The 18,014-nt window shown below is 41.7% G+C and carries 16 protein-coding genes; 11 read left to right on the top strand and 5 right to left on the bottom strand.

Annotation, left to right across the window (positions count from 1 at the left end; all coding sequences use genetic code 11):
- The first annotated feature begins 311 nt into the window (after positions 1–311).
- The 7 genes from psaA to GNE10_RS18420 all read left to right on the top strand — a co-directional run bounded on the left by psaA (position 312) and on the right by GNE10_RS18420 (position 9,130).
- Positions 312–2,570, top strand: a complete 2,259-nt coding sequence (gene psaA, locus GNE10_RS18390; protein ID WP_185566422.1) for a photosystem I core protein PsaA — start codon at positions 312–314, stop codon at positions 2,568–2,570.
- Positions 2,571–2,789: 219 nt separating this feature from the next.
- Complete coding sequence (gene psaB / locus GNE10_RS18395; RefSeq protein WP_185566423.1) at positions 2,790–5,015, top strand: photosystem I core protein PsaB; 2,226 nt, start codon at positions 2,790–2,792, stop codon at positions 5,013–5,015.
- Between the two features lie 253 nt (positions 5,016–5,268).
- Entirely contained in the window at positions 5,269–7,014 is a 1,746-nt protein-coding gene (locus GNE10_RS18400) for a P-loop NTPase fold protein (RefSeq protein ID WP_185566424.1), read from the top strand.
- A 57-nt stretch (positions 7,015–7,071) separates the two neighbouring features.
- Positions 7,072–7,302 carry a DUF433 domain-containing protein gene (locus GNE10_RS18405; protein ID WP_185566425.1) on the top strand — a complete coding sequence of 77 codons (231 nt, stop codon included), beginning with the start codon at positions 7,072–7,074 and terminating at the stop codon, positions 7,300–7,302.
- On the top strand, positions 7,299–7,667 hold the full coding sequence (locus GNE10_RS18410) for a DUF5615 family PIN-like protein (RefSeq protein WP_199342073.1): 369 nt from the start codon (positions 7,299–7,301) through the stop codon (positions 7,665–7,667). Before GNE10_RS18405 ends, GNE10_RS18410 begins: the two co-directional genes overlap by 4 nt.
- Positions 7,668–7,699: 32 nt before the next feature.
- Entirely contained in the window at positions 7,700–8,140 is a 441-nt protein-coding gene (cynS, locus tag GNE10_RS18415; RefSeq protein WP_311774822.1) for a cyanase, read from the top strand.
- A 57-nt stretch (positions 8,141–8,197) separates the two neighbouring features.
- Positions 8,198–9,130, top strand: coding sequence for a site-specific DNA-methyltransferase (locus GNE10_RS18420; protein ID WP_185566427.1), 933 nt, complete (start codon positions 8,198–8,200; stop codon positions 9,128–9,130).
- A gap of 46 nt (positions 9,131–9,176) precedes the next feature.
- Here the strand turns inward: GNE10_RS18420 and GNE10_RS18425 are convergent, their stop codons facing one another.
- On the bottom strand, positions 9,177–9,371 hold the full coding sequence (locus tag GNE10_RS18425; protein ID WP_012410176.1) for a hypothetical protein: 195 nt from the start codon (positions 9,369–9,371) through the stop codon (positions 9,177–9,179).
- A gap of 658 nt (positions 9,372–10,029) precedes the next feature.
- On the bottom strand, positions 10,030–10,242 hold the full coding sequence (locus GNE10_RS18430) for a helix-turn-helix domain-containing protein (protein WP_099068397.1): 213 nt from the start codon (positions 10,240–10,242) through the stop codon (positions 10,030–10,032).
- Positions 10,243–11,029: 787 nt separating this feature from the next.
- Between GNE10_RS18430 and GNE10_RS18435 the strand changes: the two genes are divergently transcribed.
- From GNE10_RS18435 to GNE10_RS18445, 3 genes are all read left to right on the top strand, one after another.
- Complete coding sequence (locus GNE10_RS18435; RefSeq protein WP_185566428.1) at positions 11,030–12,100, top strand: SGNH/GDSL hydrolase family protein; 1,071 nt, start codon at positions 11,030–11,032, stop codon at positions 12,098–12,100.
- Positions 12,101–12,466: 366 nt separating this feature from the next.
- Positions 12,467–12,670 (top strand): hypothetical protein, encoded by a 204-nt coding sequence (locus tag GNE10_RS18440; protein WP_185566429.1) that lies wholly within the window; start codon positions 12,467–12,469, stop codon positions 12,668–12,670.
- A gap of 47 nt (positions 12,671–12,717) precedes the next feature.
- A complete protein-coding gene (locus GNE10_RS18445; protein ID WP_185566430.1) occupies positions 12,718–13,764 on the top strand; it encodes a radical SAM protein in 1,047 nt (348 codons plus the stop codon).
- On the opposite strand, the gene larE is transcribed toward GNE10_RS18445, so the two are convergent.
- Positions 13,754–14,584, bottom strand: a complete 831-nt coding sequence (larE, locus tag GNE10_RS18450; RefSeq protein ID WP_185566431.1) for an ATP-dependent sacrificial sulfur transferase LarE — start codon at positions 14,582–14,584, stop codon at positions 13,754–13,756. The genes GNE10_RS18445 and larE overlap by 11 nt on opposite strands.
- Before the next feature lie 184 nt (positions 14,585–14,768).
- On the bottom strand, positions 14,769–16,610 hold the full coding sequence (gene hrmK / locus GNE10_RS18455; protein WP_185566432.1) for a hybrid histidine kinase/response regulator HrmK: 1,842 nt from the start codon (positions 16,608–16,610) through the stop codon (positions 14,769–14,771).
- Between the two features lie 186 nt (positions 16,611–16,796).
- On the opposite strand from hrmK, the gene GNE10_RS18460 reads away from it, so the two are divergent.
- Entirely contained in the window at positions 16,797–17,663 is an 867-nt protein-coding gene (locus GNE10_RS18460; protein ID WP_185566433.1) for a branched-chain amino acid ABC transporter permease, read from the top strand.
- Positions 17,664–17,684: 21 nt separating this feature from the next.
- Here the strand turns inward: GNE10_RS18460 and GNE10_RS18465 are convergent, their stop codons facing one another.
- Positions 17,685–17,822 carry a photosystem I protein PsaX gene (locus GNE10_RS18465; protein ID WP_099068391.1) on the bottom strand — a complete coding sequence of 46 codons (138 nt, stop codon included), beginning with the start codon at positions 17,820–17,822 and terminating at the stop codon, positions 17,685–17,687.
- Between the last annotated feature and the right edge of the window lie 192 nt (positions 17,823–18,014).

Below are 18,014 nucleotides of genomic sequence, written 5' to 3' on the forward strand. Positions count from 1 at the left end.
CCCCATCCCCATGCCCCATTCCCAAACCATCTTTTTTACGAATTGTTATCCTTTGTAAATTAAATGAATAAACTATTGACTTTTGGACAATTAGTTTGAAGGTTAAAAGGCAGAAAAGGCAGTTATTTCAGGGATTTTGAATTATTGTTAAAATATCTCCATCAATGTACAAGTGAAGACTTTATAATTCAACGAGAAACAACTCTCCACATGGGTCTTCACTGTGGCTTCAGCAAATCACTGGAGTGTGCGGTAAAACATTACTATGTGGTAATCATGATTCCTCATTCCTTATCAAGAGAGGAGGTCGAATGGCAATAAGTCCTCCGGAGCGAGAGGAAAAAAAGGCAAGAGTAATCGTCGATAATGACCCGGTTCCTACCTCATTTGAAAGATGGGCCAAACCCGGACACTTCGACAGATCTTTAGCCAGAGGTCCAAAAACCACTACATGGATTTGGAACCTTCACGCACTCGCCCACGATTTTGACACACATACAAGCGATTTAGAAGATATCTCCCGCAAGATATTCTCAGCACACTTCGGTCACTTAGCCGTAGTGACCATCTGGCTAAGCGGGATGATTTTCCACGGCGCGAAGTTTTCTAACTACGAAGCTTGGCTGAGCGATCCGTTAAATGTTAAGCCGAGCGCCCAAGTCGTTTGGCCCATTGTGGGACAAGACATTTTAAACGGTGATGTTGGCGGTGGTTTCCACGGTATTCAAATCACCTCTGGTTTGTTCCAAGTATGGCGCGGTTGGGGTATCACCAACTCCTTCCAGCTATATTGCACTGCCATCGGTGGCTTGGTATTAGCAGGCTTATTCCTATTTGCCGGCTGGTTCCATTACCACAAAAAAGCTCCCAAATTGGAATGGTTCCAAAATGTGGAGTCGATGCTGAATCACCACCTACAAGTACTCTTAGGTTGTGGTTCCTTGGGATGGGCAGGTCACTTAATTCACGTGTCTGCACCGACTAACAAGCTTTTGGATGCAGGGGTAGCACTTAAAGATATACCCTTGCCCCACGAGTTCATCCTGAACAAAGACTTGTTGACGGAACTGTACCCAGGCTTTGCTGCTGGCATAGCACCTTTCTTCACCTTGAACTGGGGTCAGTATGCTGACTTCCTCACCTTCAAGGGCGGTCTAAACCCAGTAACAGGCGGCTTGTGGCTGACAGATATTTCCCATCACCATTTAGCGATCGCAGTCCTGTTCATCATTGCTGGTCACCAGTACCGCACCAACTGGGGTATCGGTCACAGCATTAAAGAGATCCTGGAAAACCATAAGGGTCCTTTCACCGGTGAAGGTCACAAAGGTCTCTACGAAAACCTGACCACATCTTGGCACGCTCAATTGGCAACTAACCTTGCCTTCTTGGGTTCGCTGACCATCATCATCGCGCACCACATGTACGCGATGCCCCCCTATCCATATTTGGCAACTGACTACGCTACGCAGTTGTGTATATTCACTCACCATATTTGGATCGGTGGCTTCTTGATTGTTGGTGGAGCGGCTCACGCTGCCATCTTCATGGTGCGGGATTACGATCCAGTTGTGAACCAAAACAACTTGCTGGATCGGGTGATTCGTCACCGAGATGCGATTATTTCTCACCTGAACTGGGTGTCTATTTTCCTCGGCTTCCACAGCTTTGGACTGTACATCCACAACGATACAATGCGTGCATTGGGTCGTCCCCAAGACATGTTCTCTGATACGGCAATTCAATTGCAGCCAGTATTTGCCCAGTGGATACAAAATATCCATGCTTTGGCTCCTGGATCGACTGCGCCCAATGCCCTAGAACCAGTTAGCTATGTCTTTGGCGGCGGTATTTTGGCTGTAGGCGGTAAAGTGGCAGCTGCACCCATAGCTTTGGGAACAGCAGACTTCCTAATTCACCACATTCACGCCTTCACCATTCACGTCACCGTCTTAATTCTGCTCAAAGGTGTGCTATTTGCCCGTAGCTCTCGTCTGATTCCAGACAAAGCAAACCTGGGCTTCCGCTTCCCCTGCGACGGCCCTGGTCGTGGCGGTACATGTCAAGTGTCTGGATGGGATCACGTATTCCTGGGACTATTCTGGATGTATAACTCCCTATCTATTGTAATTTTCCACTTCAGCTGGAAGATGCAATCAGATGTCTGGGGAACAGTAGATCCAGATGGCACAGTGACTCACATCACTGGTGGTAACTTTGCTCAAAGCGCCATCACGATCAACGGTTGGTTGCGTGACTTCTTGTGGGCACAAGCTACACAAGTCATCAACTCCTACGGCAGTGCCCTATCTGCTTATGGACTTATGTTCTTAGGCGCTCACTTTGTTTGGGCATTCAGCTTGATGTTCCTGTTCAGTGGTCGCGGCTACTGGCAAGAATTAATTGAGTCCATCGTTTGGGCGCATAATAAACTGAAGGTAGCACCAGCAATTCAGCCCCGCGCTCTGAGCATCATTCAGGGACGCGCAGTAGGGGTAGCTCACTACCTTCTAGGAGGAATTGCTACTACTTGGGCATTCTTCCACGCACACATCCTTTCAGTAGGGTAGCAATCAGTTTTTTAGAGTTAGGAGTTAGGAGTTATGGAGTTAGGAGTTAGAAGTAGAGACGGGATTAACTCCAGTCTTTGCAAAAATTAGGAGTTAGGAGTTGAAAATAAAAATTTCTAGCTCGTGACTCTCAATTCATAACTCTCAACTCATAACTCTCAACTCATAACTTGCAAAACTGGTACTTGATGGCTAAAGGTCAGAGGAATTATTAAACCTATGGCAACAAAATTTCCAAAATTTAGCCAGGATCTCGCACAGGACCCGACTACTCGTCGGATATGGTATGCGATCGCTACAGGCAACGATTTTGAAACCCACGATGGCATGACAGAGGAAAATCTTTACCAAAAGATTTTCGCTACTCACTTCGGTCACTTGGCAATCATCTTCCTGTGGGCATCCAGCCTCCTGTTCCATGTAGCCTGGCAAGGTAACTTTGAACAGTGGATTAAAGATCCGCTTCACATTCGTCCCATCGCCCACGCGATTTGGGATCCACACTTCGGCAAACCAGCGATCGAAGCTTTTACCCAAGCTGGTGCCAGCAATCCAGTAAACATTACCTACTCTGGTCTGTACCACTGGTGGTATACCATCGGTATGCGGACAAATACTGAACTGTATAATGGCTCAGTATTCCTGTTGATATTCGCAGCTGTATTGTTGTTCGCTGGTTGGCTGCACTTGCAACCCAAGTACCGTCCTAGCTTGGCATGGTTTAAGAGCGCCGAACATCGCTTAAACCACCACCTAGCAGGTCTGTTTGGTGTTAGCTCTTTGGCATGGGCTGGTCACTTAATTCACGTTGCCGTCCCCGAAGCTCGCGGACAGCACGTAGGTTGGGATAACTTCCTCAATACCCCACCCCACCCAGCAGGTTTAACACCATTCTTTACAGGTAACTGGGCTGTTTACGCTCAAAACCCTGACACTCCTGGACATGTGTTTGGCACATCCCAAGGTGCAGGAACAGCAATTCTGACTTTCTTGGGTGGTTTCCATCCCCAGACAGAAGCTTTGTGGCTGACTGACATCGCTCATCACCACTTGGCGATCGCAGTATTGTTCATCGTTGCCGGTCACATGTACCGCACGAACTTTGGGATTGGTCACAGTCTCAAAGAAGCCTTGAATGCCAAGAGTTTCTTTGGTATTCCCGTTGAAGGCCCCTTCAACCTACCTCACCAAGGTATTTACGATACCTACAACAACTCCCTGCACTTCCAATTAGGTTGGCACCTAGCAGCGTTAGGTGTAATCACCTCCTTGGTAGCACAGCACATGTACTCCATGCCTTCCTACGCGTTTATTGCGAAGGACTATACAACCCAGGCAGCGCTGTACACACATCACCAGTATATTGCTGGATTCCTGATGCTTGGTGCTTTTGCTCACGGTGCAATCTTCTGGGTACGTGATTACGATCCAGAACAAAACAAAGGCAACGTCCTTGACCGCGTATTGAAGCATAAAGAAGCGATTATCTCCCACCTCAGCTGGGTATCCCTTTTCTTAGGCTTCCACACCCTGGGCTTGTACGTACACAACGATGTAGTAGTTGCTTTCGGTACTCCTGAAAAGCAAATCCTCATCGAGCCAGTATTTGCTCAGTTCGTCCAAGCTGCTAACGGTAAGGTACTCTACGGTTTAGATACCTTGTTATCTAACCCAGATAGTATTGCTTACACAGCATGGCCCAACTACGCTAACGTTTGGCTACCAGGCTGGTTAAGTGCCATCAACGCTGGTACTAACTCCCTGTTCTTAACAATTGGCCCTGGCGACTTCTTGGTACACCATGCGATCGCTTTAGGTCTGCACACCACCACCTTGATTCTCGTCAAAGGTGCTTTGGATGCCCGTGGTTCTAAGCTGATGCCCGATAAAAAGGACTTCGGCTATGCCTTCCCTTGCGACGGCCCCGGTCGTGGCGGTACATGCGACATCTCTGCTTGGGATTCCTTCTACCTAGCTGCGTTCTGGATGCTGAATACCATTGGTTGGTTAACCTTCTACTGGCACTGGAAACATCTCGGTGTTTGGCAAGGCAACGTTGCTCAGTTCAATGAGAACTCTACATACCTCATGGGCTGGTTCCGCGATTACCTGTGGGCAAACTCCGCTCAGTTGATTAACGGCTACAACCCCTACGGCGTGAATAACCTGTCTGTCTGGGCTTGGATGTTCCTGTTTGGACACCTAGTTTGGGCTACCGGCTTCATGTTCTTGATCTCTTGGAGAGGTTACTGGCAAGAGTTGATCGAAACCCTTGTTTGGGCACACGAACGTACTCCTCTAGCTAACTTAGTTCGCTGGAAAGACAAGCCCGTTGCTCTGTCCATCGTTCAAGCCCGCGTAGTTGGTCTAGCTCACTTTGCAGTCGGTTACGTTGTAACTTACGCTGCATTCTTGATTGCTTCTACTGCTGGTAAGTTCGGTTGATCTGGCTGCTAGTTTTGTAGATAAGTAATAGAAATCCCCTGCCGCAAGGTGGGGGATTTTGTGTTGGATAAACATAAATGCGGGCAAGATTTGGATTTAACACAATATAATATGAAAAATAATGCAAATATAGTTTAGTTAACGAGAATCGTAGCTTAAGGTTTTTCGCTCAAACTAAACCCTATTACTTTATATCTATATTTATAAGATAGAAGAATTAAGGCGTTGTAATCATTGAAGATTAAAAGCGGTTATGACTGAAAATATAAATAAAGCAAATTCTGGAGTTAGTCGAGAAGAAGCAGAAAGTATTCTCCAAAGATTCTTGGATAATGGAAATTATAACGTTTTAGCTATTAAGGGAAATTGGGGTGTCGGAAAAACCCATCTAGTACAAAATTTTTTATATAAACGTAAGGGAGAATATTATTATTATGCTTCTGTCTTTGGTATTTCTTCAATTGAACAACTAAAATCACGGATATTAGCAAGTAATAAGAATCAAGCAGGGAGTAATTCTGTCAATAACTCATTAGGTAAAATTTTTGAAGGGTTTCATCGCAACTCTGACAGATTGGAGCGAACAACAAAAATAGACTTACCGCTACCAGGACAAAGTTCCATCCCAGTAGTAGGATCATTAATTTTTATTGCTGGTGATTTCGCACTTAATATACTTTTTAATGCAATTAAAAATTCAATTATATGTATTGATGACCTTGAAAGGAAATCCAAGGTTCCCCTAGATGAGTTACTTGGGTTTGTTGAGTACTTAGTTCAAGAACTAGGATGCAAAATTATTTTAATTTATAATGAAGATATTCTCTTAAAAGATGGAGCCTCAAAAACAGCGTTAGAAGATTATCGAGAGAAAGTAATTGATAGAGAATTGAAACTTGAGCCAACAGTAGAAGAAAACTTGGATTTGATATTTAAAGATAATCCTGATATACAAGTAATAAAACCTGTATTTATAAAGGCAGGTACAAATAATATTCGCGTTATACGCAAAAGTCAATGGCTTATTGATGAGCTTATTCCCTTAATAAAGGATTGGCAGCCTAGTTTACGTAATCAAGTTATAAGAAATAGTATTATTATTAATTTAGCAAAACTCGATACTGCATTCCGCGATCGTTTTGGTATTAGTATAGATGCTATATTATCCTTAATAGATTCTTCAAAATATCAATACAAAGATCCTGAAACTTCTGACAAAAGAATACAATTGGCATACCGCCTTTCCTTTCTGGGGTATAGTTCTTTAGAAATTGATAAATTTATAATTCAGTCCGTTGAAACCTCTTTATCTGGCTCTGCTGAATTGGAATTTGTTAAAGAAGGTGAAATTCTCAATCAAAAAGAACAAAAAACTTCAATTATAGAAAAAATTCGTAGTCTTGGAAAACACTACTATAGTTCTTTTAAAAATTCTGAACAAGAGATTATTAATGAAATTAATACTTTTCTTGACGAGAATCATCTTAATTTGACTATTTCACAATTTGAACAAGTTGAAAAATATGCCTCAGTTATAGAATTAGATATTTCTAAATATGAAAAATCTTTATTAAAACATCTGTTAAACACTTTAGAAACAGATTATTTAAATGAATTGAATATTTTTAGAGCTAAGTTACGTAAATATCCTGATTTGAAATCATATCTAGAAGAAAAGGAAAATGAATATAAGCAAAATTTAGATATTACTGGCGCTTTGAAAAAAATAATTAATAGTAATACCCATTCAATATCGCCTTGGTTAGAAGTAGATATTGAGTTTTTAAACAACTCTACTGTTGAAGAATATTGTAAATGGCTTGAAGAAGGCAATCCTGATTTATATTTAATGGTAAGGCAATTTTTGGATCTGGGTTTACCTGCATCCAAAAAGCTAGAAGAAGCTATTCGCAGTTTAGCAAAAAAAAATAAACTAAATCAAATTAGAGCTAAGTTGATTTATAACATAGATATAGATAATACTTCTCATACTATATAAGACTACTCAAAAAAACTGATCGCATAAAATTAAACTTAATTATCAGCACTCAAAACCATGACAAACTGGCAAGAACGCATTACTCAAAACCCAAATGTATGTCACGGTAAACCGTGCATCGAAGGAACACGCATCATGATATCTGTCATCCTTGATAACCTCGCCGAGGGACTGACATTTGAGGAAATTATTCAAGAGTATCCACCACTGATTTTAGAAGATATCAGAGCAGCGATCGCTTATGCAGCACAATTAACTAGAGAAGAGGAATTGTTGCCACTGCGATGAGTACAATGACAGTGAAACTCGATGAAAATATGGCACAAACCCACGTCGAGTTTTTGCAGCAAGCTGGTTACAATGCTGACCGTGTTACTGATGAAGGATTATCTGGTGCTGACGATGAAATTGTTTGGCAGCGAGTTTGTGCTGAAGAAAGATTTTTCATCACTCTTGATTTAGATTTCTCTGATGTTCGCCGCTTTCCACCGGGTACTCATCCTGGTATTCTACTATTGCGATCGCGTAACCGTAGCCGTCAGGCAGTACTAGAAATTTTGTCTCGTGTCGTACAAGAACAACCTTTAGAAACGCTCAAAGGTTGTCTTGTAGTAGCAGACGAAATACAGACGCGAATCAGGCGATCGCAGTGATACTATATATGGAAAATCAGAGGAGTTTTCACGTGTCCATTCCCGAAATTACCCAAAAGCTACTAGCAGCGAAACAAGAGAAAGGACTAAGCTTTGCCGATTTAGAAAAAATTCTCGGACGCGATGAGGTATGGATAGCTGCTGTAATCTATCGTCAAGCTAGTGCTTCCCCAGAAGAAGCCAAGTTACTAATCGATGCACTGGAACTACCTCCAATTTATATTAAGGAGTTGACTGAATACCCTGTAAAAGGATTAGGCCCAGTTGTACCAACCGATCCACTGATTTATCGCTTCTACGAAATTATACAGGTGTATGGATTCCCAATTAAAGCCGTGATTCACGACAAATTCGGCGATGGGATTATGAGCGCCATTGACTTTACTTTAGATGTAGAGAAAGAAGAAGACCCCAAAGGCGATCGCGTTAAAATCATTATGTCTGGTAAATTTCTACCATACAAAAAATGGTAGTGTTTCAATAACATCAAAACAAGTTATAACTAGAAAACTGAGATAACTTGATAACTCTTGCAAGAAGAACCAATAACGCCACCAAAAGAAATAATTTTTAATCCGTATTATACCCAGCAAAACGGAGCAGCATATTTAGGTGATAGTCTGAAACTAATTAAATTTATTGATGATAATAGTATTAGTTTAATTCTCACCTCACCACCATTTGCTCTCACACGCAAAAAAGAATACGGTAATGAAAGTGCAGAAAAATATATCGAATGGTTTCTGCCTTTTGCCTATGAATTTAAGAGAGTACTAGCAGATAATGGCTCATTTGTGTTGGATTTAGGTGGTGCTTACTTACCTGGTAATCCCGTGCGGAGTATCTATCAATACGAACTTTTGGTCAGATTATGCAAAGAAGTAGGTTTCTTTCTGGCTCAAGAATTTTACCACTATAATCCTGCTCGACTACCAACTCCTGCTGAATGGGTGACCATCAGACGCATTCGTGTCAAAGATTCAGTAAATACCGTTTGGTGGCTGTCCAAAACACCAAATCCTAAAGCTGATAATAAAAAAGTTTTAAAACCCTATAGCCAAAGTATGAAGCAATTACTTAAAAATGGCTATCACGCTAAAATACGTCCTAGTGGACATGATATTTCCGACAAATTTCAAAAAGATAACCAAGGCGCAATTCCGCCAAATCTGCTGGAAATTGCTAATACTGAATCAAATAGTGCTTATTTACGACGTTGTAAAACAGCAGAAATTAGACCCCATCCAGCACGTTTTCCTCAAGGATTCGCCGAGTTCTTCATCAAATTTTTAACTGATGAAGATGACATAGTATTAGATCCATTTGCAGGTTCTAATACAACTGGCTTTGTTGCTCAAACTCTCCAACGCCGATGGATTTCTTTTGAAATTAATGAGGATTATGTAATGGGAAGTCGTTATCGATTTAGTCAAAATTCAGATTATCTGAAGAGTGACGAATGAAAAGTGAGGAGTTAAAACTTATAACTCATAAATAATAGCTACTCACTTAGATTTCTCCATTCACTTGCATTTGATGAACTCGATCTGCTAACTCTTGACGACCTTGGTCATCTAGTTTATCAATCGCTAACATACCCATAAGAATAACTTCTTTCAGGGTTAAACGTGTCGAATGTGCCTGTTTTTGCACAATCTCCTTAATAATGGGACTAACTCCAATCGCTGTACTCGCTCTAGCCACGGAAGAAAAAACACTAATGATTCAGCCTAAATCTTAGCACTTTCAATGAAGTTATTCTCTATAGTTAAAACTTAATTCAAGTATGTTTCAACTCATACTTCCAGCAAAAAACATAAATTTCAAATTGTATAGAGATAGAACTACAACAGAAGTATACAGTATTATCCTCCTTTCAGAAAATTTTCGTCAATTTTGCGATCGCACTATCCAACCTCAAAACCAACTTTAAATAAATTCAACAGTTCTCGCAGTAGTTAAAATAAGTATATTTTTTTACACAAAAACTATCCGTTGCAATTTCTTGAATTTATATCAAGTATAAAATTTTACATAAATTCCGATTGCAGTATTTTTAACTGAAAATTGCTGATTGAAATAGGGAACTGCAAAAAATAAACAACTACTTTAAGCAGTTGATTGTTGAGAGTTTACAGTCAGCGCTGAGCAAGGACGTAGAACAGGGAGTTACCAGACCGCTTGCTTCTCCTGTACAGACGTTACGGAAGTTGGTGCGGATCTAAGGTCGCAGTGGCTCCTATGAGCGACTAGCGTTAACGATGGACTGCAACCTATGTGTAGCAAGTTACCAGTTTTTTGTAAAATATTTTTCAGTTGGAAGTCTCATATTATGCCAACACCATTCACGGGTAATTTTCGGCTATTCTTCTAAAATTTCCACCAAATCCTCAATGGTCACATCAAAGGTGCGAGCTAATTTATAGATAGCAGTAAAGTCAACTGTTGTCATTGCAGAACGACGAGCATAACTTCTAACTGTGCTATAAATTACCCCAGAACGGTCAGAAACTTCCTTGAGTGTCCATCCTTTCTCTTGTGCTAGTTCTCGAATTTTCAATCTCACTAATCCCATATTTGATAACTGATGCATTTGCACCGCTTAATTTCATATGAGAAATCAAAAAGTTTAGAGGTTTCCCCTGTTGTAGCCAGACATAACCTCTTGGTTAATCAAACTCTCATGCGTTCGCCACAGCTTACAAATACCTTCGCGGTAAGAAACTCTCAAAAGAAAACAGTAAACAACGATAAAAAACTTTAGTTGTGAATCTAAAGCACAGTTTAAAAAAGGCGTTGCATAATTGCGGGATGATTTTGGAATGTGCCTCAACCATAATCCCCGCGTCTGGTGTGTCCCTGCATAAGAGGGTCAACCTTAATCATCCAGGGAACTCCAAAAAATAAATTATTCCGGTTGCGGTCGTCAACCGTCAACCGTCAACCGTCAACAGTCAACCGTCAACAGTCTTCTATTGAATATTTTTTTACTTGGAAGTCCCTTATTCCGTATATTAGCAACATCAAAAGCAAAAACCTCTATCCTGGGATTGTCAAAAATCATTTAGCAATCACCAAGTTTGCACCCACTCGCAATATTTGTCACAATCAACTCTTAGCAAGTCATCCCTTGGTGAAAATATTCCTTGGAATCAAAGTGTTCTCACAAATCTGACTCATCTACCACCGGGAAAACCCTACTTTAAAGAGATCGTAAATTGTCTAATATAATCTCGCAAACACGCTTTACAGAAATATACAGTGTAAATAAGAATAATAATTTGACCTAAGTAAAATTATCCTGAATACAGCACAGTAATGCTGTCATAGGAAAAAGCAGTGAGTAGAGGAGAGATAAAGCGATGAGGGATCCTTATCTGTTGGCAGCAGGCTTGTTAACAGGATTGGCAATACCAGCATCGGCTCTTCCGCATCTGTCGATTGTCCTGCCAGAAAATTCTAGATTTCTTTGGGATTTAAAACCAGGTTCCCCAGCGATAGTTAGTACAAACATTATCAATAGGGTGGATTTTTCGTTACCGGAACTCAGCGGCCAAGTATTGCAACCCTTAGAAACTTCCCAGCCAATAGTAAGTGAGCCAAACATCAACCGCGTTGATTCCTCATCACCACAACTCAGTAGCCAGAGCTTACCAGTTCGCACAACAGAATCATCGCTCAACCCCAGCAGCCAAGCAGCTACTTTTTCACTGACATCTGGCAATCAACTTTACTACCAAAGATTGGCAGCTCTAAAAACAGGTCAGATTTATACACGCGGTGATAGCGATAATTTGCAATCCTTGTGGGAGTCAATCAAGAAGCGTCAACTGACTTATGAAGATTGGAAAAGTTTACTAGCTTTAGAAGCCAGAGCCATTGCTCAGGGTCAAGGTACAAATCACCTGAGTATTTTAGTTGGTGATTCCCTAAGTATGTGGTTTCCCAGAGAAAAATTACCTAGTGGAAAATTATGGCTCAATCAAGGCATATCTGGTGATACTTCCGGTGGTGTTTTAAAAAGATTGGGAGCATTTTCCATAACCAGGCCAGACGTAATTTACATTATGGCTGGAATTAACGACTTACGAAAAGGCGATAGCGATCGCACAATTTTGAGTAATTATCGCCGAATTGTCCGCCGCCTACGACAGAATCATCCCCAAAGTCAAATTATTGTCCAATCAATTTTGCCCACCCGCTTAGCAAAACTCTCCAATAGCCGCATTCGTAACATCAACACCCAACTAGCTAAAATCGCCAAAGAAGAAGGGGCCAATTATCTCAATATCTATAGTTGGTTTTCTGATATGGAAGGCAATTTGCGCCAAGAGTTAACCACAGACGGCTTGCATCTGTCCCAAGAGGGTTATGATGTTTGGGGATCGGCACTACAGCAGATAGAATACAGGCTGACTCAGCATAAGGATTAAGCGATCGCTGATTTTTTAGCGGCAATCCATTGGTCATAATGCTGCAATATTATGTAATTTTCTATACGCTCTAATACCAAGCCTAGCACGCGGTCATATCTACGACAGGCTACACCTACGCCCCCTCATAAAAAGCCTCACGGGGTTGGGAAAGCCAGTAGCTTGAGGCAAGGCAAGAAAAACATACGATCGGTTTTTAAGCTGACACGGTATAAAACTGTGTCTATAAACATTTGTAACTTTAATAGAAATTTCCGTAAATTCCTCATACAGAAATGAAGCTAAACGTGTGGAGAACGCTTACAGAAAACAGCGGTCTCTAGGATGCGTTATACCTACGCACGTTTATAAACCAAGGAGAATATCATGGAAAACCGTCTGCAAATACAAGATATTCAAGACGAAGAATTGGATATGGAACTAACTGCTCAAGAACTAGAAGAACTAGAAGCCTTGAAAGGAGGAAACTTCGTAACTAACTTAGGTTTGATTAATTTAGGAATTCCTAAAGTATTTCCTTACGGAATTCCCTATCCCGACTTGTTTCAAAAAGTAAGTATTTTTCGTTAGTAACCAGAGTTTTTAGTTCATAACGAGTAATTGGAGTCGTGTAGTATATGGCACTTACTGGAAACTTTAACCGCATTCTGCAAATCCATCCATCCAGGCGGTGCAATCTGCACTGTCTCCATTGTTACTCTGCTTCTGGCCCAGAGGAGCGAGACCAACTCAGTGTTCCGCTCCTTTTAAAAGCAATTACCAATGCCAGCGAACAAGGGTACACCATTGCCAGCTTTTCAGGAGGTGAACCCCTTGTCTACAAACCTCTACCCGAATTATTAAAGCAAGCTCATCAATGTCAGATGCGTACAACCGTTACTTCCAACGGCATACTATTAGATGAGCGACACCTAGAACAGCTGTGTGGAGCAGTTGATTTACTGGCCATTAGTCTTGATGGAATGCCAGCCTCTCATAACCGTATACGTTCTTCAGAGCAGGCTTTTGAAAAAATGGCGGCTCGACTAGAAGGGGTTCGCCAATCGGGTATCCCATTCGGATTTATTTTTACGCTCACAAAACGAAATTTCCGAGAATTAGACTGGGTTGCCAATTTCGCTTTAGAGCAAGGAGCGGAGTTATTGCAGATTCATCCACTCGCAGAAGTTGGATACGCTAGCCAAAACCTCATCGGGTCTAGACCTAGTACCAACATATTATCTTATGCTTACCTGAAAACCGTGCATTTGCGAGAAGCTATTGGTGACAAGCTGTTTATTCAGATTGATTTAGTTCACCAAGATTTACTGCGCTCAAATCCTGATAGCTTTTGTGCAGACGAAGCATTAATCAATCAGCAGAACTACTGCTTTGCAGATCTGGTATCACCCCTAATTATCGAAGCAGATGGGACGGTAGTACCAATGCAACATGGTTTTGACCGCAATTATGCTCTCGGAAATCTTAATCAGGCGTCTTTAAGTGAACTTGCCACCCATTGGCGTCAAGAACGCTACCCCTCTTTCCGAGAACTCTGCCGACGTGTTTATCAACAACTAACAGCACCCGCCGATCTACCAATTATCGATTGGTATGAAACCCTGATGCGCCAGGCAAAGATTGGTTATGACCATGCAAGTACAACAACCGTGTCTATGACTTAACACCTGCGACTTCCCGATTTAAGACTTGATTCAACTTACCGCTACGGTAACCTTCTAAATCCAAGGTTACGTAAATAAATCCAAAATCTTGAAATGCGTTAACTAATATTTGTAAATCAGTCTTTAACACAAACTCTTTAATTTGTTCTGGTAGTAATTCAATACGTGCTGTATCACCTTCCGAACGCACCCGTAAATTCTGCCAACCCAGCTTTCTTAAGAAAATTTCCGCTCTACCAACTCGTTGCAACTTAGCTACAGTAATTTCTTCACCGTAAGGAAAGCGAGAACTCAAACAAGGTTGAGCGGGTTTATCCCACCAAGGTAAACCCAATTCTTGCGAAAGTTGGCGCACTTCAACTTTCGTAACACCCACTTCTGCCAAAGGCGATCGCGCACCTCTTTCTTTCGCCGCCTGAATTCCTGGGCGATAATCATGCAAATCATCGGCATTCACGCCATCCACTACATAGGGATAACCCAACTCTAAAGCCAAAGGTTTGAGAGTATCGTGCAATTCACTTTTGCAAAAATAGCAGCGGTTTACTGGGTTGGAAGTGTAGTTGGGATTCTCCATCTCGTAAGTTTGGACAATTTGATGCCGAATCCCAATAGTTGCAGCTTGAATTTTGGCATCTTCTAACTCTTCTGGTAATAGCGAAGGAGAAACGGCAGTTACAGCCAAAGCGCGATCGCCCAACACATCATAAGCAATTTTCGCAACCAGAGTGCTATCAACACCCCCAGAGTAGGCAATCAACGCCTGCTCCATTTCTTGAAATAAAACTTTTAATTGCTCAAATTTTTCTGTCAGCATCATTTAAAAACCCCGCCATAACCTGATAGCACCAAACAAATCCTATTGTAGTCATTAGTCAAAAGCCTTTGGGTATGGGAAAAGGGTAAGGGGTAAAAGAGAAGAGACAGAGAATAATTAGCGAATATATTTTCTTGTTTCCTTTTCCCTTTCCCCTTTTCCCCTTACCCTTAGCGAAGCCATCTCCCTACTCTCCATCAATGGAGTTTGGTACTTTACTATACTTAGCTACCAAAGTGGCTAAAAGTGGTAAATCAATTGGTTTAGAAATATAATCATTTACTCCAGCAGCAAGACAAGTTTCGCGATCGCCTTTCATCGCCATTGCTGTTTGAGCAATCACTGGAATATTTTGATACTGGGGATTTTGTCGTAATTCCTGCACCAACTTTAGACCATTTCCATCTGGCAGGTAAACGTCCATTAAAATGACTGCTGGCTGTTGCTGTGTTAAAACTTCCCACATTTTTGCAGCGCTCTTAGCCCAAGTCACTTTATATCCCAATTTCGATAGATAAATTTGCATCAAATCGCCGTTAGCTTGGTCATTTTCCACCAGCAATACGTGAGGACACAAACTAGGAGTCACAACCACAGTAGAAGAAAAACATTTTGCGTCCTCTGTTTCCTCTGCTTCTCCTGCTGCTTGTCCTTCCTCTGCTTTCTTTAGGGGAAGTACCAGTGTAAAAAGCGAACCCCGATTTAGCTCAGATTCCACTTTCACGGAACCACCGTGAATTTCTGCCAGTTTGCGAGTCACTGCTAAACCCAAACCAGTACCTTCAACACCTGCCACAGTGTTAGCAATTTGGAAATAAGGATGAAATAGTAAAGCTTGGTCTTCTGGGGATATACCAGTGCCAGTATCCCAAACTGTAAAATGCACAAATAGCCCTTTGCTAGTAACCCGTAAGCCAACACTGCCTTGAGTAGTGAACTTTAAAGCGTTGAAGAGTAGATTCAACAGCATTTGCTTGAGTCGTAAGGGATCGGCCACTAAAGTTGGCAGATGTGGGTCGAGTTCTAAGACTAATTTCAAACCTTTATTAGCGGCTTTTTCCTTCACCAGTGCCAAAACATTGCTACACAGCAGTGGCACATCTATTGTTTCCCACTGCACTTCTAGTTGGTTGGCTTCAATTTTAGAGAGATCTAAAATATCATTAATCAGAGCCAGCAAGTGCTTGCCGCTAGATTGAATGATATTTAAATACTCTAGCTGACGTTCTTTCGTTGGTTCGTAGCCTTGGGCTAACAACAAGTGGGTAAACCCAATAATCGAACTTAGGGGTGTGCGGATTTCGTGACTCGTGTTTGCCAAAAACTGATTTTTGAGTTGATTAGTGCGCTCTAATTCTTGATTAGAATTACTTAGCTGTTCGTACCGTTGCTGCCAACATAGGATGTGTCTCAGTTGCAGTAAAGCTGTATTACACTGCTGAGCAGACCTGGCCATGAATTGCGCTCTCAGCTGAGCTTGGGATATGAGTGGCTTAGAATCAGGCCCCGGCGCTGCTGTGGCAATAACTAGCCAGCCAATAACGCCACCAGCATCATCAGTTAACCGCCAAGCATTCGGTATTGGTTGATTCTCTAGCTGCTGCAAATCTTTGATTTCTATGGTCTGTTGCAATTTCAATGGCAGCTTTTTTTCTGCTGTCAACGTTACTTCCAACAGTGGAGCTTGTGAGCCGGAAAATGAGGAACGAGAAACATAACAAACTGTAGCAAACGTTTGGTGTGGTTTTAGCAGAGCCACACCTACGGTAAACTGCACAAACGCCACATGACTGGTGTCCACAGCAGTGTTAATCTCGTCGATTACAGTTTGGAAAATTTCTGCTTCTGCGGCTAGGGACTGTGAGACAGTATTACAAGCAGAAAGCAGGCAATCATTAAGGCGACTTTGTAACTGGTTTAAACTTTTCTCCAGCCACAAATCGGCGCGAACTTGTTGACTTGTGGTCAAAAGTTTAGGCGTTGCATCTATCTGTGAGTTCTGTTCTGGTAAGCTTGAATACTGCTGCATGGTCAACTAGACCGCTGAACAAGTTTAGCTTCGCATAAAAATCCGAATAGGATTCTATGTTATGTGGGCGGGCAATCCTTTTTTATTTATAAACCATAACTTATGGTGTCGGGTTTAGCACCTAAACCGCAAAAAATAATTGTACAAAGGACTGATTAGAAAATTTTTTCTGGCAACTTCAGACTCATGGATATACAATTTGCCCAATTAATCGTCAACGGAATTGCAGTGGGGAGTATTATTGCTCTAGCCGCAGTTGGACTAACACTGACCTATGGAATTTTACGTCTATCTAATTTTGCTCATGGTGACTTTCTCACATTAGGAGCCTATCTTACTTGGTTAATCAACACCATTGGAGTCAATATTTGGGTGTCTACAATCCTCGCAGCAGCAGGAACAGTAGCGGTAATGCTGTTATCAGAAAAGTTACTCTGGTCAAGAATGCGCTCTATTCGTGCTACCTCCACCACACTAATTATTATTTCTATCGGACTGGCCTTATTTCTTCGCAATGGAATTATTTTTATTTGGGGTGGCAAAAATCAAAATTATGATTTAGCCGTTACTCCTGCTTTAGATATCTTCGGCTTGAAAGTGCCGCAAAATCAATTATTAGTGTTGGGATTGGCAGTGCTAGCAATTTTGGCACTGCACTATCTCTTGCAAAACACCAAAATTGGTAAAGCCATGCGAGCAGTAGCTGACGATCTCGATTTAGCCAGGGTTTCTGGTATTAATGTTGACCGAGTGATTTTATGGACTTGGGTAATTGCTGGTACCATAACATCATTGGGAGGCAGCATGTATGGTTTAATTACCGCTGTGCGCCCGAATATGGGATGGTTTTTAATTTTACCTTTATTTGCCTCAGTGATTTTAGGAGGGATTGGCAACCCCTATGGTGCGATCGCCGCAGCTTTCATCATTGGCATAGTCCAAGAAATCAGCACTCCTTGGCTGGGTTCTCAATACAAACAAGGTGTAGCATTGTTAATCATGATTTTGGTGCTACTCATTCGTCCTAAAGGTTTATTTAAAGGCACGATTTGAGCAGCACCGTTCCACTTCTAACTATTCAATAATGTGGAAATAATAAGCTGCTACCAAGAAATTGATAGCCAACAAGAACAGTGCCCAGCCCGTGCGAAAGGCGTAGGGAGGTTTAGCTCCACTGTCAGCAACTGCGGAATTCTTAGTTTTAGCAGTCATAATGCACTTCTCCTAATGTCAGGACTTTTTAAGAAATACCAAATTATGTGTACCAATCGCCCAAATTCTTTAGAAATATTTGAAGTTGGGGATTGGGCATGGGGCATGGGGCATGGGAAGAGGAGTTAGGAGTTAGGAGTTTGGAGTTCAGAATTATTCTCTTTGTGCCCCTCATCTCCCCCATCTCCCCCA

It is taken from the genome of Nostoc sp. 2RC, assembly GCF_014222165.1.
GTDB lineage: Bacteria > Cyanobacteriota > Cyanobacteriia > Cyanobacteriales > Nostocaceae > Nostoc > Nostoc linckia.